The organism is Skermanella sp. TT6 (assembly GCF_016653635.2).
Taxonomy (GTDB): domain Bacteria; phylum Pseudomonadota; class Alphaproteobacteria; order Azospirillales; family Azospirillaceae; genus Skermanella; species Skermanella cutis.
The window spans coordinates 349426-364475 of sequence record NZ_CP067421.1 but is presented as its reverse complement, the minus strand read 5'-3'; the positions used below and the strand labels follow the sequence as shown (position 1 = coordinate 364475).

Genomic DNA, 15050 nt, shown 5'->3' with positions numbered 1-15050 from the left:
CCATGGACTTGCAAGGACATATATCCAGCATACCGGAAGAACCGGAGGATGCGGCCTGTCGGAACACGGATCGACGCATGGAGGCCGGTGCCCGGCGCGACACCCTCATGACGGGCTATATTCTGGTTATCGACGATGATCCGTCCATCCGCCGCATGGTCACCAGCTACTTCGAGGACAACGGTGTGCCGGCCATCGCCCTCGCCGGCGGGCTCGAGCTGGGCAGGCATCTGGCGAACCGGCAGCCCAGTGCCATCATCCTCGACCTGAGGCTTGGACAGGAGGACGGTCTTGACCTCCTCAGGCAGATCCGGTCCCACTCCGACGTGCCGGTCATCATCACCACCGGGCACCGCCGCGATGAGATCGATCGCGTCCTGGGCCTGGAACTCGGCGCGGACGACTATCTGACCAAGCCGTTCAGCCTCAGGGAACTGATAGCTCGCGTGCGTGCCGTGCTGCGACGCCAGGAGATGGGCCGGGCCGGCCGCTCGCGCGAGCAGGAACGCGGCGGATACAGGTTCGGTGGCTGGCGCGTCGAACGTCGGGCCCGCCGGCTGCTCGATCCCGGCGGGAAGCAGGTCGCCCTCACGAAAGGCGAGTATGCCCTGCTTCTGGCCTTCCTGGAGGCACCGCAGCGGCCCTTGACGCGCGACCACCTGATGCAGGCGACGCGGATCCATGAGGACGTCTATGATCGCAGCATCGACGTCAAGGTGCTGCGGCTGCGGCGCAAGCTCGAAATCGATCCCGACGCACCTCGCATGATCCGGACCGAACGCGGAGTCGGATACGTTTTCATGGCCACGGTCGAACCATTCTGAGTGGCCCGCGCGTCAAGAACGAACATTGGTCGGCCGGCGGGTATGGCGTAGAACCGTTAGCCAGATCGAGAAGCGGCTCGGGATAGCCGACCGGCCCGCCGCGTGCCTGGAAAGACGGCCTTGGGAGCAGCGCGAATGTCTGATTTCACACCCCTGACCCCCCTGTCCGATCCCTTGAGCCTGGAATGCGCGGCCGCGAAGCCAAACCTGCTTGTCCGGTCCAGCCGTGATCTCGGCTGGCAGGGCCTGTTGCTCGACCAGCATCGCGCGGTGGGCAGGACGGATGTCTTCGAGACGCGGCCCACCGGCGACGTCACGCTGGTCGTCGCGAAACGCGGACGCCACCTCATCCAGGTGTTCAAGCAGGGTCGTTGGCATACGGCGACCTATGGCGCCGGCAATGCCGGCCTTACGCCGCCGTTCGAGACGACGCGCATGACATGGCAGGCGCTCGATCCGGACAATCAGTTCGAGACCCTTCACCTCTATCTGTCCGGCATGATCGTCGGCGAACTGGCGGAGGAGTATCGGCGCATCGGCACCCGGCACGCGGACCGACCGCTGTCGGCGCTTGTGTTCAAGGACATGATGATCGGTGCCGTGGCGGGCGAGGTGCTGAATGCGATGCATCGGGAAGCCCCGGGCATCTATGCCGAGCAGGTAGCCCGTTTCATTTGTTCGCACTTGCTGGCCCGCCACTCGCAGTGGTGGGATCCCGACGACGATTCCCGCCACCCTCCGCTACTGGGAGATCGACAGCTGGATAGGGTGCTGGACTATATGTCCGCCCGCTTCCGGGAGGACTTGACCCTCGCCGAACTCGCGAACGAAGCGTGCATCAGCGTGCACCATTTCGTCCGTCGTTTCCGCGAGCATATGGGCGTCACGCCCTTCGCCTATCTGACGACGCTGCGCCTGGAGGCGGGAAAACGGATGTTGAAGACCAGCGACATGACGATCGCCGAAATCGCGCATATGTGCGGCTATAGGAGTCCAGGGTCTTTCTCCAGCGCCTTTGGTCGAGAGGTGGGTTCGACACCGCGCGACTACCGATCCGCTTCCCGACTTCGGTCAAATCGCGATTAATTTCGGCGAGGTTGCGCTTCGGACGAAGTCAAGAAACACAGCGGCGAGGCCCGCGTTCTGCCGTGTGAACCCTCATCAATCGGGAGCATCACATGGCATCGTCGGAACGATCGGTCATCGTCACCGGATCATCGCAGGGGATCGGCGCGGCTGTCGCGGAGCGCCTTGCCCAGGACGGCTGGGCAGTCACGATCAACTTTTCGGGCAACGAAGCGCCGGCTGTCGAGCTGGCGCAACAGGTCCAGGCCGCGGGCGGCAACGCCATCGCGGTGAAGGCCGACGTCAGCGACCCGGCGCAGGTATCTCAGCTCTTCGACGCGACCGAACAGGCGTTCGGAGGGGTCGATGCCATCGTCAACAACGCCGGTATCATGAAACTGACGAAGATAGTCGAAACCGACGACGAGACGTTCGATCGGCATATCGCTGTCAACCTGAAGGGCGTATTCAACTGCCTGCGCGAGGGCGGCAGGCGGCTACGCGATGGCGGGCGTATCGTCAGCTTCTCGACCAGCGTCATCGGCCTCTCGCCACCCACATATGGCGTCTATGGCGCGACCAAGGCCGGCGTCGAGGCGATGAGCCGCGTGCTCGTAAAGGAGCTGGCGCCGCGCGGCATTACCGTCAACATGGTCGCCCCGGGACCGACCGCGACAAAGCTGTTCCTTGCGGACAAGAGCGAAGCGCAGATCGAGGGTACGGCGAAGCTGATCCCGCTCGGCCGCCTGGGCGAACCCGGCGACATCGCGGGCGCGGTCTCGTTCCTGCTCGGTCCCGATGGCGCCTGGGTCAACGGGCAGGTGCTGCGCGTGAACGGCGGCATGATCTGACCGGAACCGGTCGGGACGTACTGGAGATCGCAGCTGGGCATCGCTGCAGCGGGTCGGCTGCCGGTCATACGTCCCATCATCGTCAGGTACGGCCAATTCAAGGAGTAGTCTCTTGAGTCTCATCGCACTCGTCACCGGCGCATCCAGCGGCTTCGGACAGATGATCGCCCGCGACCTCGCGCAAGCGGGGCACACGGCCTACGCCTCGATGCGGGATACGGCGCAAAGGAATGCCGACAAGGTTGCGGACAACGCCGCGTTTGCCAAGGCGAACAGGGTCGACCTGCGCTCGATCGAACTCGACGTACAGGACGAAGGATCGGTCGTCTCCGCCCTAAGCGCCATCATTGATGAACACGGGCGTCTCGATGTGCTGGTCCATAACGCCGGTCACATGATGTACGGGCCGCTGGAGGCGTTCACGCCCGAACAACTCGCCCAGCAGTATGATGTCAACGTCCTGGGCACGCAGCGGGTAAACCGCGCCGCACTACCCCACATGCGGGCAGCCAAGTCTGGCCTTCTGGTCTGGATATCGAGCAGCAGCGTCGCGGGCGGCGTGCCGCCGCTGCTGGGTCCCTATTTCGCAGCCAAGGCCGGGATGGACGCGCTCGCGGTCTGCTACGCGAAGGAACTGGCCCCCCTCGGCATCGAGACTTCGATTATCGTGCCGGGAGCGTTCACCAAGGGCACTAACCATTTTGCCAATGCGGGCCATCCGGAGGATGCGCCTGTCGCCGATGCCTACACGGCCGCCTGGAGCGACGGTTTCGCAGACCGCATACAGCAAGCGTTGGCCGCGGCGGTGCCCGAAGATGCTGATCCGGCTTCGGTCGGTCGCGCGGTGGTCGGCATCGTGGCAGCGGTCCCCGGCAAGCGCCCGCTCAGGGTACATGTGGACCCGGCCGACGACGGCGCGGCGGTGACGTTCGCCGTGATGGACCGGGTGCGCGAGCAGTTCCTTCAGCGGATCGGTTTTTCAGGCTTTCCGCACCCCGCATCCTGACCTTGCGCCGGGTCGGGTGCGCTCCCCCGCGGGCCTGACCCGGAACGGGTGCTCCTCCACCACTCCGTGGGACGCGATCGGGCAAGTTACAGACGCAACGCATCTCCTGTTTCCCGAAACACCGTTGCAGCGTCCCCGCTGCATTGTCGTGATTGTCAGACGGACAGGAGCATCGAACCATGACAGGTGGACAGGCACCCCATACCCGGTCGACAGGCCGGCACGAAGCACTGCGGATGCCGGCATTGCTGCTGGCCATTTCCGCAAGTGCCCTGATGGCGGTATGGATATTCCACCCGGCAACGGCAGGCCATGCCGAGAAACATGTCCAGGCGCCGTTGCCGGCACGCGAGCCGGCTTCGGCGGATCAGATCGAGCGGGGCCGGTATCTGGTGAACCTGGCAGGATGCAACGACTGCCACACGCCAGGCTATTTTCTCGGGAAACCCGACCTATCCCATGGGTTGGCCGGATCGGACGTAGGTTTCGAGGTCGCGGGCATGGGTGTCTTCGTCGGATCCAACCTGACACCCGACCATGAAACGGGGCTGGGCGACTGGACCCGGGATGACATCGTCACCGCGATAAAGACCGGGGTCCGGCCCGACGGACGCATCCTGGCACCGATCATGCCGTGGCGCGCTTTCGCCGGCCTGACCGAGTCCGATGCCGGAGCCATCGCCGACTACCTGATCAGCCTGCCGCCCATCAGCCGGAAAGTTCCGGGACCATTCGGGCCCGACGAGAAGACCGATATCGTCGTCATGAGGCTGACGGCTCCCTGAAGGCTCGGCGGTAGGCGCCTCCGAACTGACCGAAACCGTTCCGGAGCTGTGCCCGATCAGGTCGCTTCGCCCCGGGGCAGCCGAACCGATGCGTCGGGCACGGGCCCAACCCACGATCGCTTGCCCGTATCACCTCCGCCCTGCATCGAACCGTAGGTTGCGCCCATGGCGCAACACAGTGCAGCGCGTGGAACGGCAGGCTACGTGGACCGCTCTGGCTGGCCGGGGCTCGACTCCGCCCGGAGAGATGCCCGGTTCTTTCAGTCCGACAGTCCGAGCCTGCGAAAACAATGGGACAGCCCAGCGGCGAACCTCCCGAAGACTCCAAGGAAGCAAGACGATGGAAGACCTCACGATCGATAACGTTGCCGATAAAGTTGCGAAGCGTCCGCTTCCCCTGTTCAATCCGAGAGATCCGGACTTCATCCGGGATCCTTACCCGACATACCACCGGCTACGCCGGCAAAGCCCTCTGCTATGGGATCCCGCCGGCAACTACTGGCTCGCAACCTCTTACGACGTCTGCTCCGAGATCCTCAGGGATCGACGCTTCGGACGCCGGTATGAGGCTCACATCGAGAATATCTACCGACGCGGCATGATGGACCAGACGGCGTTCCGTTTGATGGCCATGACCATGCTGATGCAGGAGCCGCCGAACCATGCGCGCCTGCGCGGACTGGTTACCGAAGCTTTTTCGGCCCGCCGGGTGGTACTGATGCGGCAGCGCATCCGGACCCTGGTCGGCGACCTGCTCGATCAGCTGGTGCCCCGCGGTACCATGGATGTGATCCGCGACTTCGCTCACGTGCTGCCGGTCACCGTGATATGCGACATGTTGGGAGTTCCGGCGGAGGACACGCGGCTTTTCCACGAAACGACGATAAGCACCCGCATGCTCGACCCGGTTCCGATGAATGAGTCGGAATTACGCGAAGCCAATGCCATGTTCGAGGAGCAGGGCGCCTATTTCACAAATCTCTTCGAGCGACGCCGTCGTGATCCCGAAGACGATCTGATTACCGCCCTGGTGCAGGTCGGGGACGGAGGCGGGTTGACCGACGACGAGCTGCTGGCCAATGTCTGGCTGCTCTTCGCCGCGGGCCACGAGACGACACGCAACCTGATCGGCAACGGCCTGCTGGCTCTCCACCGCAACCCGGGCCAGCTCGCGCGGCTACAACTGGATCCGAGCCTCATTCCCTCGGCTGTGACCGAACTGCTGCGTTACGACTCACCGGTGCAGTTTGTCGGCCGCACCGCTCTCGAAGACACCGACATCGCCGGAACGACCATTGCCGAGGGTCAGGTCGTGCTGTGCCTGGTCGGGGCAGCGAACCGCGACCCCGCCAAGTTCGGTGAACCTGATCTTCTCGACTTTGGCCGCTCGAACAACAGGCCGCTCTCGTTCGGGGGTGGAATACACTTCTGCCTGGGCGCCCAGCTTACCCAAATCGAGGGCCAGGAGGCATTCGTCGGCATTCTCAGCCGTCTACCCGGCATGCGGCTGCATGATGCCGACGAACCTTCATGGCAGCCGAACTTCGCCATACACGGCCTCAAGACGCTCATGGCCAGCTGGGACCCGGCCTGATCGAGAACCAGGAAAGCAGAGGACGGGTGCTGGGTCCTGACGCCGCCGACCCGCGTTGCAGCGTCCGTCTACCCAATCCCGCATCATGATGCTCACCGCGTTCGGACCCGTTCAGCGCCCCAAGGCAAGCAGTACTCGATCCATTGTCAGAGGCCAGACCTACGGGTCAAGGTCTGAACCCTCGGACACACATGACAGACTCCATTTCTTTTGTGTCAATACTTTGACACGTCCACGCCAAGCATCTTGCGAGAGAGGCGAGTGGCTTTCCCTAACAAGTAACAGGACGATAGAATGCCTGATTTTATTGGTACCGACGGAGACGATTTCCTGGTTGGCACTCCTGAAGCCGACATGATCCAGGGCCTCGCTGGAGCGGACCTCATCAACGGACTTGAGGGCGACGACGCGATCGACGGCGGCGAGGGCGACGACACCATCGATGGCAACGTTGGCAGCGATACCATCACCACGGGAGCCGGCAACGACTTGGTCTTCGGCGGCGCCGGCAACGACATTGTCGGCGGCATGGCCGGGGCCGATGTCGTGTATGGCGGCGAGGGCGACGACGTCGTCGTCTGGAACGATCCAGACGGCGACCGCGTTTTCGGCGAAACCGGAAATGACAATCTGCGCGGCGGCGACGTCGCGGCAGACGCGATCTTCGGTGGGGAAGGTGACGACCTGATCAGGGCCGTAGCCAATCTGGATCTGGAGAATCACGCACCGGACATCCTGGTCGGAGATGCCGGCAATGACGTGATCATCGGTGGGAACGCCAATGACACCATCGAAGGAGGGGAGGGGAACGACCTCCTTGTCGGGCTCGGCGGAGCAGACAGGTTCATTTTTCGTCCCGATACCGCCGGCACCGATGCGATCCTTGATTTTGACAAGAGCCAGGATGTCATCGATTTGAGCGGCTTCGGCGGGGACTTCGATCCCCTGGCCAATCTGAGTCAGCAGGCCTACGGAATCTCTCTCAATCTCGGCGACACTGTCGGCGCGATCACATTCGTCGGCCTGCAGACCAGTGACTTGAGCGAGGCAAACTTCCTGATTGGCTAAGGAGCATGCCAGGGAGTGCCGGGCAAGGGGCGGAGAAACTGAACCTTGCCCGGCCGCCCCTTGCGGGCAAGCATCGCCCGTTCATGTACCGCCACCAATAACCTCGACGCCTCGCCGGGTAAGGAAGCCGTGACTCAAGGCCTCGGGACCTGACCGATCTTGGAGCGGTACCCGATCGGGTTGGACCGCTCCGGTCCATGCAGCCTGCCGTTCCACTCGCCGCACTGTGTTGAGCCCGTGGTCAACGCATCGGTCCGGCTGCCCTGGGCGGATAAACCTGATCGGGCACAGCTCTATTGGTGCTGCACAGTGGTTTTGAGAAGCTGTTTGTAGAAGTCAGGCAGGGGCTTCCTCAGCGACGAGGCGCTTGATGCGCCTGGACAGGATGCATATTTTCATCGATTTCGGCCAGTTGTGTTCATGGAAACCGGACACCGATGTTCATCGAAACCGGACAGCCGTTTTCATGATTTCGGCCACCCGTTTTCGACCCGGACAGCACCCGTGAAAGGCGAGTTGGGCGTCTGACCTCACAGGCGCGGTATGACTGTCCCCTTTGGTCCAGTCCAGGGGGCGAGGCGTGCCGCGGGAAAGGTCAGACATGCGACGAGTGAAGGAACTTCTGAGGCTGGCCCACGAACTGGGCTATTCGAAGCGGCAGATCGCGCAGTCGATCCGCATGCCGAAGACGACGGTGGGCGACTACCTGGCGCGAGCCGATGCTGCCGGGCTGCGCTACGCCGATGTCGCTGGGATGAACGAGGAAGCGGTGGAGGCGCTGCTGTTTCAGCGGGCCGCTCCGCCCGAACAGCGGCCGATGCCGGACTGGGCGTGGGTCTCGGCCGAGCTTGGCAAGCGCGGCGTGACCCTGATGCTGGTCTGGGAAGAGTACCGCCAGCAGCACCGGGACGGCTACAGCTACAGCCAGTTCCGGCGCCACTTCCTGGACCACACCAGCGCCGGCGCCGAACCGCGGATGCGGCGGGAGCATGCCCCGGGGGCGGCGTGCGAGGTGGATTATGCCGGTATGACGCTGACCATCAGCACGGCCGAGGGGCCGCGCCAGGCCAGCGTCTTCGTCGGCTGCCTGCCGTTCTCCGGCTACCTCTACGCCGAGGTAACGTGGACCCAGACGGCCGAGGACTGGCTGGCCAGCCACGTCCGGATGTTCACCCACCTTGACGGCGTCGTGCCGAAACTCGTCCCGGACAATCTCAAGACCGGCATCACCCATGCCAGCTTCTACGATCCGGTGGTCAACCGCTCATATCACGAGCTGGCGCGCCATTACGGCACCGGTGTTGTTCCGACGCGGGTCCGTCGCCCAAGAGACAAGGCCAGCGCCGAAAAGGGCGTGCAGGTTGTCGAAACCAGAGTGCTGGCGGCGCTGCGCAATCGCGTGTTCTTCACGCTGGACGAGGCCAACGCGGCGATCCGGGAGCTGGTCGCCGCAGTCAACGCGCGGCCGTTGACGACCGACAGGACGCTGACCCGGCGCAGGCTGTTCGAGGACCGCGAGAAGCCGCTGCTGAAACCGCTTCCGGCCGAGCCCTTCGTGATCGGCCGCTGGTCCCGTTACAAGCTGGCACCCGACTATCACGTCAGCATCGAGGGCGTGGCCTACTCGGCGCCCTACCGGCTGATCGGCAAGCACGTCGATGTGTTCTGCACGGTCAGTCTGGTCAGCATCTTCCACAAGGGCGAGCGGGTTGCGGCCCATGCCCGGCAGGATGGCGAACCGGGGCGGGGGACGGTGACGCTCGACGAGCACCGGCCGCCCAATCACCGCGCCGCGGCGCTCCTGACCCCGGAGGCGGTCCGGGCCGAGGCCGCCGGTCTCGGCGGCGCGCTCGGGCTGCTGGCCGACAGGATCTTCGCCGATGCCGATCATCCCGACCAGGCCGCGCGTCAGGTCGCCGGCCTGCTGCGACTGGGCCGGCTGCACGGGACCGTGGCTCTGCAGGCCGCCGCGACGGCGGCGCTGAGCGCCAACGTGCGCTCCTGCCGCTTCGTCCAGCACCTGCTGGCCAAGGGCCAGGTCCAAGCTCTGGAGGATCCCGCCGGCGGGCTCGGTCCCCATGCCAACCTGCGCGGCCCGGTCTACTATCACTGACGTCCCGGAGAGAAACCATGCATCACGCCAACCTGGAAAAGCTCAAGTCCCTGCGCCTGTTCGGCATGGTCCGGGCGTTGCAGGAGTTGACGGGGCTGGACGACCGCGGCCGGCTCGACTTCGATGATCAGCTCGCCCTGCTGATCGAGCGTGAGACGGCTGACCGGGCCAACACCGCTGTGGAGATGCGGCTCAAGCGCGCCCGCCTGCGGCAGGCGGCCTGCTTCGAGAACCTGGACCTGAAGGCGAGCCGCGGCCTGGACAAGGGGCTGATCCGCGATCTGTTCACCTGCCGCTGGATATGCCAGCACCGTCACCTGATGCTGACCGGGGCGACCGGCACGGGCAAGACCTGGATCGCGTGTGCCCTGGGTAATCAGGCGGCGCGGGAAGGCTTCAGCGTGCTCTACACCCGGCTGTCGCGCCTGCTGGACGACATCGCGACGGCGCGCCTCGGCACGGGAGCCGGGGCTCTGATGCGGCGGCTTGCCAGGGTCGATCTCCTGATCCTCGACGACTGGATGATGAGTGAGCTGACCGCGCCCCAGCGCCGGGACCTGATGGAGATCGTCGATGACCGCCATGACCGCGGCTCGATCATCCTGGCCTCCCAAATCCCCCTGACCAGCTGGCATCGGGCGATCGGGGATTCCACTTACTCCGAAGCGATACTGGATCGCATTGTTCACGCCGCCTACCGGGTTGAACTTCAGGGCGACTCCCTGCGCAAACCCGCTCGCGGTGGCACCGCCCCTTCCGGCAGCGGCATCGATCAACCCGCTTCCAACCTCGAGAAAACAACCGTAAAGTGAACTTACGTCAGACGCCCACGGCTGGCCCCGCCCCATGGGGCGGGGCCAGCCGTCGCCCTCGCGAAGTGCCTGCCATGGTTGAAGCGCAGGTGGCCGGATTGATGAAAATGCCGGTCGGATTCGTGAACATATGCAATCGAGGATCTTGAGAAGCGGGGCGTCGCCTTCAAGGCACTCAACTCACCAATGGACACGACGACGCCGGCCGGCCGCGCCTTCCTGCAGATCCAGGCCGCTTTTGCCGAGATGGAACGAAATCTGATCCGGCAGCGCGTCAAGGAAGGCTTGGCCTCAGCCCGCGCTCGCGGTCGCCACGGTGGCCGGCCACGGGTCATGACAGTCGATCGACTGCGATATGCTCAACATCTCATGGCCGACCAGGCTCGAAGCATCCCCCAGATCTGCCGCGAGCTTGGCAATATACCAGCCAGCACGCTCTACCACTATCTCCATGCCGACGGCACGCTTAAGCAGCCAGGACGAATGCTTCTCGACGCCGATGTGTGAACTCGTGGAAGCAATCGTTACCGTCCCCCATCATTGCTTCAACGAATACACCAATGACAAAGGCCCCGGATGGCTCCGGGGCCTCCTGTCTCTTTCATCACCGCCCGCTCAGGTCATGGAAAAGGGAATTTGATCGCGGATCTCACCCGCGCATTACGACACGGCGCCTTTCGTCAGGGCATTGAGCACTGGCTGCAGCATAGGCAGCATATCGTTGGCTCCAAATGTCCAAAGGACGGCTGGAGACAACGCGATCAGGCACCGCAGACCAACGGTGCGGGCAATCTCCGCACGCTGCTGGTTGGGTTGCAGCCAGTCCAGGCTCAAAACGGCAAGCGCGAGAATGCTGAACGCGACGGTAGCGACCAGGCCGTGGCGCGTCGAAACATCAAGCGTATCGCCTAACCAGGACCGATGTTCGGCCAGCTTGACGACCGTCACTGACGTCATGGCGAGAAAGACTAGGGAGACGGCGATTTCAGCATACGCTCGACGCTTGCTGGTTCGGGGAACGGGCGCCTTGCGGGCCCGTTTAGGCGTTGATTTCGTTTTCGTCGGTTTTGTCTCAGGCATGTGTAACTCCGGCAGGGCTGTCACAATGATGCGGGCGGCCCACAAGACGATGTGGTTTTCGTTTCTGGCGGCAAGAGAAAAAATGACCCTAAGCGGCCGCTGAAAATAAGACTTGCCCTGGCGTTGATTGGCACCATAGTCCACAGGTTAACCGTGTTCGTCCGCGCCTGCATGGACGACATCCGGACCCAGAAATCGCCAGGATAATCGGTCTTATCGATGCAGTCAGTTGGGCGTCAGCTCCCACGCGTGATCGGCCCACTGCATCCCGGTGGCAGATATCTCCGCTTGGAAAACCGGCTCGTTAGGGTGGGTCGGTTTTCAGGTAATCCACGAATGCCTCCTCCATCCGGAACCGTTCGACATTCGTATGGGTGACGTTACGCACCAGCTCACGATTTTCCAACACCTGCACCATTGGCCTCAGGTGCGGATGGTCGTTGAAATAATACATAAGGATGACATTATTGGGGTCGCCGTTGAAGCTCCATTCCCGTTTGATCAGCACGAAATCCCGGCTGAAGGGGTGTTCGGCCAGATCGGTTCGCATCTCGGCGAACAATGCGGGCATGTCGCTTTCCAGCTTTCGCAGTAGGGCTTGATTGTCCCTTACGGCCTTCAGGCCCTTTAATTCCAAGTGGGTTGTCGCTTCAGCGGTCTGTTTCCAGTCCTGTAGCAGCTCCTCAGAGTAGGCATTCTCGTCGGAGTCGATGATCTTGTCACAGCGTCGGCATAGCCAGATGCCGTTATCCGCCGATTTTCGCTCGTCCGCTGTCAGTACGGCATTAAACCGTGGCCCATTCGGAGCGGCACCCGAGATATGCGCCGCCACACCAATGCTTACCGTCGCGCTCTTCTTCATCCCCGGACCGATGGTCGGTTGGCGGCATTCCGGGTTCGAGCAGCGGAAGTTGACCCGCTTCGCCAGAAGGGTTTTGATCGGCTGCGGAAAGTCATCCCTGCGTTTCTCGTCACTCTTTGGCATCGAGCTTATTCACTCCGGAAATTAGAAGCTATTTGTAGACCTCAGGCGCTGATCTCCTGGGCCACAAGGCGCACGAGGGGGCGGAACAAGACGGAGATGAAGGCGATCTCGATGAAAGCGACGAGGCCGAGGAACGCCAAATCCCTGCCATGTCCGCCGTCGTCCGGTGATCCGCAAGGGCAGTGGGCGTGCCGGGGGAGCGCGGAGCCTGGTCGTTGACGGTCACAGCCCGGCGGCCCGGGTCAGGTTGATGCGGAAGCGGTCGCGCCGGCGCTGGTAGCGGCGGGTCATCTCGGCGGTGGCATGGCCGAGGTGGCGCTGGACGGTGCGCTCCTCGGCCTCGGCCGAGGTCGCGAGACCGGCGCGCAGCGAGTGGCCGGCGAACAGCCGGCGCCGTCGGCCCTCGGGCAGGTCGCCGCGGACGCCGGCGGCCAGCGCCAAGCGCTGGACCAGACGGACGACGTGCTTGTCCGACAGCCGGTCAGTCAACACCCGTTTGCCGTCGCGCGAGACCCGGCGGAACACCGGGCCATGGGCGATCCGGCCCAGCAGCAACCAGGTTTCCAGCGCCGCCACCGGGCAGGTCGCGTCGGCCGAGCCGCGGCCGACTTCGACCTCGCGCCAGCCGGTCTTGCCCCTGACATGGAGCAGCAGGCCGGCGTCGAGCGGCTCGATCCAGCCGGACGCCTCGGGCGTCTCGTCGCGGCCGTGGTCGAGGCCGACGATCTCGCTGCGGCGCAGGCCGCCGGCGAACCCGACCAGCAGGAGGGCGCGGTCGCGCAGGTCCCGTAGGTCGTGGCCGAGCAGCGCCGCCATGGCGGCGACGTCGGCGCCGAGCAGCGCCTCCTTGGCCTCGGGCGGCCGGCCGTGGGCGCGGCGGATGCCGGCCAGCACCTCGCGGATGTGGCGGTCGGTGCGGTCGAGCGTGAAGCCGCGCTGGCGGAAATTCCAGCCCAATCCTGCGAGACGACGGTCGACGGTGGCGGCGCTCCGGCTTCGCCGGGCGCCGGGCGGGGTTTCCGAGGCGAGGTCGGCGAGGTAGAGGCCGATCGTCTGCGGCTCGGGCGGCAGCGGGTCGAGGCCGCGCCGGGCGCACCAGGCGGCGTAGTGGCGCCAGTCGGCGGCGTAGGCGCGCCGGGTGTTGTCGGCGCGGGCGCCGCGGGCATAGTCGCGCGCCTTGTCGGCCAAGCCGCGGAGATGGGCGAGGCCGTTATCAGCGGCGATCTCGGGAAGCAGTTCGTCGTCCATCAGCGTCTTTCCGGCAGCGATCTCGGCGGCTCGTGGGTGCCCTGCCCTTGTAGCACGGTGGAATTCCGGCCACCAGCTCCGCTATGTCCGATAAGGGGGGATTATCGGACATGACGGCGTGCCAATCGGAAATCAGGGGTCTCTCAAGCTAAATGTAGTTTAAGTATGAAATTGCGTACAATCAATTGATGTGAATAGGAAATTCCTGTACAAAAGCACCACCCGATTCCCGGAGCCGTGCCGGATCCTCGGTCGATGAGGAGAGAGCAGCGATGGCCGAACTGTTCGTCGCGGGCCCGGTCGCCGGGGCGCTCGAAGCCGCCGCCACCGCCGTCGGCCGCCTCGACGCCGCCCTGGCCGGCACCCCGCTGCGGCCGGCCTGGACCGTCTGGAGCGGGCTCGACGCTGCGTGTCGCCACGCCGGGGCGGACGGCCACAAGGTCAATCCCTACCGCCTGGCGGCCCACCTGCACGGCCTGCCGCTCCGGACCGACCCCGCCGCGCCGCCGATCGACCGCGGCCGGGAGATCACCGGGCTGAACCACGCCGTCGGCCTGCGTTCCTGGACGGCGGCGCCCGATGCCGAACAGTCAGCCCTGCGCGACGCCGCCCTCGACAGTCTGCGCGCCGGTGGCCGCGACCGGCCGGCCCTGGTCGCCGCCGCGCTGGGCATGCTGGAATGGTTGGCCGGGCAGGGCAGCCGCCCGGCGATCCGCGCCGCCGTGCCGTTGTACCTGCGCGAGCGCGGGACCACCATCCACCTGCTGGCCGCCGTCACCGGGGGCGACGCGCTGCGGGCGGGTGCCGCCGATCCCGACGGGTTCACGGTGCGCTTCCTCGACGCGGTCCGGCGCGAGGCCGCCGACGGCCGTGACCTCCTGCTGGTCATGGAGCGGGAATGGCTGGCGGCGCGCGCTCGGGTCGAGGCGCGCGCCGGCGGCCGGTCCAACTCCCGGCTGCCGGCGGCGGTCGACCTGCTGGCCGCCTCGCCGCTGCTCAGCGTCTCGGCCCTGGCCGGCGCGCTGGGCTGCTCGGTCGAGGGCGCGTCGCGGATGCTGGACGCGCTGGTCGGGCTCGAGGTCGCCGCCGAGGTGACCGGCCGGGCGGGGCGGGGCGCACGGCGGCTCTACGGCCTCCGGCGCTTGCTGCCGATCCGGGCCGAGACCACCGCCGCCAGGCGCCGGGCGAGGGGAGGGCAGCGCGGCCGGCCCAGGCGAGTGCTGACCCCGCCATTCGCGGAACTGGCGACCGACCCCGCGGAAGTTGCGGTGCGGCCGGACGCGGATCCGGTCGAGCCCGCGCGCCTGGCGCCGGTGAGCTTCGACTTCGAGGCGCTGGACCGCCTGGTCGCGGCGGCCGACGAGCGGACCCGCAGCGTGCGCCGCCTGCTCGACCGCATCGCCCGAGGCGAAAAGTCTTTCCCGTCCGGTGACAGAGCAGACGGGCCGGCACCCGAAGGAGCCTGATCGGGGGCCGGCTCACGCCGGGATTCCGGGATCGGAGACCGATACCGAGCCGGTATGAACACGGCTGGCTCGGCAGGAGCGGTGCCCACCCGGTACGATCTCGCGACGCTCTGATCTCTTGGAAGCCTTTGCTGGACGGCTCCGGGCTGGCTA

14 protein-coding genes are annotated in these 15050 nt (G+C 65.2%); 11 read left to right on the top strand and 3 right to left on the bottom strand.

Features of this window, described 5'->3' with window-relative positions; all coding sequences use genetic code 11:
• Positions 1-77 precede the first annotated feature (77 nt).
• From IGS68_RS29480 to IGS68_RS29435, 10 genes are all read left to right on the top strand, one after another.
• Positions 78-824 (top strand): response regulator, encoded by a 747-nt coding sequence (locus tag IGS68_RS29480; RefSeq protein WP_247881465.1) that lies wholly within the window; start codon positions 78-80, stop codon positions 822-824.
• Positions 825-959: 135 nt separating this feature from the next.
• On the top strand, positions 960-1910 hold the full coding sequence (locus IGS68_RS29475) for a helix-turn-helix domain-containing protein (RefSeq protein ID WP_201082477.1): 951 nt from the start codon (positions 960-962) through the stop codon (positions 1908-1910).
• 92 nt (positions 1911-2002) lie between these two features.
• The gene (locus IGS68_RS29470; RefSeq protein ID WP_201082475.1) at positions 2003-2740 is read left to right on the top strand and encodes an SDR family oxidoreductase; all 738 of its coding nucleotides are present in this window, start codon (positions 2003-2005) and stop codon (positions 2738-2740) included.
• Between the two features lie 160 nt (positions 2741-2900).
• The gene (locus IGS68_RS29465; RefSeq protein WP_371821950.1) at positions 2901-3746 is read left to right on the top strand and encodes an SDR family NAD(P)-dependent oxidoreductase; all 846 of its coding nucleotides are present in this window, start codon (positions 2901-2903) and stop codon (positions 3744-3746) included.
• A 275-nt stretch (positions 3747-4021) separates the two neighbouring features.
• Positions 4022-4531 (top strand): c-type cytochrome, encoded by a 510-nt coding sequence (locus IGS68_RS29460; RefSeq protein ID WP_247881464.1) that lies wholly within the window; start codon positions 4022-4024, stop codon positions 4529-4531.
• 340 nt (positions 4532-4871) lie between these two features.
• On the top strand, positions 4872-6125 hold the full coding sequence (locus IGS68_RS29455; protein ID WP_201082473.1) for a cytochrome P450: 1254 nt from the start codon (positions 4872-4874) through the stop codon (positions 6123-6125).
• A 294-nt stretch (positions 6126-6419) separates the two neighbouring features.
• Positions 6420-7193 (top strand): calcium-binding protein, encoded by a 774-nt coding sequence (locus IGS68_RS29450; protein ID WP_201082472.1) that lies wholly within the window; start codon positions 6420-6422, stop codon positions 7191-7193.
• A gap of 580 nt (positions 7194-7773) precedes the next feature.
• Positions 7774-9306, top strand: coding sequence for an IS21 family transposase (gene istA / locus IGS68_RS29445; protein WP_201082718.1), 1533 nt, complete (start codon positions 7774-7776; stop codon positions 9304-9306).
• A gap of 17 nt (positions 9307-9323) precedes the next feature.
• Entirely contained in the window at positions 9324-10118 is a 795-nt protein-coding gene (istB, locus tag IGS68_RS29440) for an IS21-like element helper ATPase IstB (RefSeq protein WP_201082717.1), read from the top strand.
• A 186-nt stretch (positions 10119-10304) separates the two neighbouring features.
• Positions 10305-10625 carry a recombinase family protein gene (locus IGS68_RS29435; RefSeq protein WP_247881471.1) on the top strand — a complete coding sequence of 107 codons (321 nt, stop codon included), beginning with the start codon at positions 10305-10307 and terminating at the stop codon, positions 10623-10625.
• A 153-nt stretch (positions 10626-10778) separates the two neighbouring features.
• On the opposite strand, the gene IGS68_RS29430 is transcribed toward IGS68_RS29435, so the two are convergent.
• The 3 genes from IGS68_RS29430 to IGS68_RS29420 all read right to left on the bottom strand — a co-directional run bounded on the left by IGS68_RS29430 (position 10779) and on the right by IGS68_RS29420 (position 13431).
• Positions 10779-11342 carry a hypothetical protein gene (locus IGS68_RS29430; protein ID WP_201082716.1) on the bottom strand — a complete coding sequence of 188 codons (564 nt, stop codon included), beginning with the start codon at positions 11340-11342 and terminating at the stop codon, positions 10779-10781.
• Between the two features lie 160 nt (positions 11343-11502).
• Positions 11503-12183, bottom strand: coding sequence for a hypothetical protein (locus IGS68_RS29425; protein ID WP_201082715.1), 681 nt, complete (start codon positions 12181-12183; stop codon positions 11503-11505).
• A 222-nt stretch (positions 12184-12405) separates the two neighbouring features.
• Positions 12406-13431 carry a tyrosine-type recombinase/integrase gene (locus IGS68_RS29420; protein ID WP_201082714.1) on the bottom strand — a complete coding sequence of 342 codons (1026 nt, stop codon included), beginning with the start codon at positions 13429-13431 and terminating at the stop codon, positions 12406-12408.
• A 272-nt stretch (positions 13432-13703) separates the two neighbouring features.
• On the opposite strand from IGS68_RS29420, the gene IGS68_RS29415 reads away from it, so the two are divergent.
• Positions 13704-14897 carry a hypothetical protein gene (locus IGS68_RS29415; RefSeq protein WP_201082712.1) on the top strand — a complete coding sequence of 398 codons (1194 nt, stop codon included), beginning with the start codon at positions 13704-13706 and terminating at the stop codon, positions 14895-14897.
• Positions 14898-15050 lie beyond the last annotated feature (153 nt).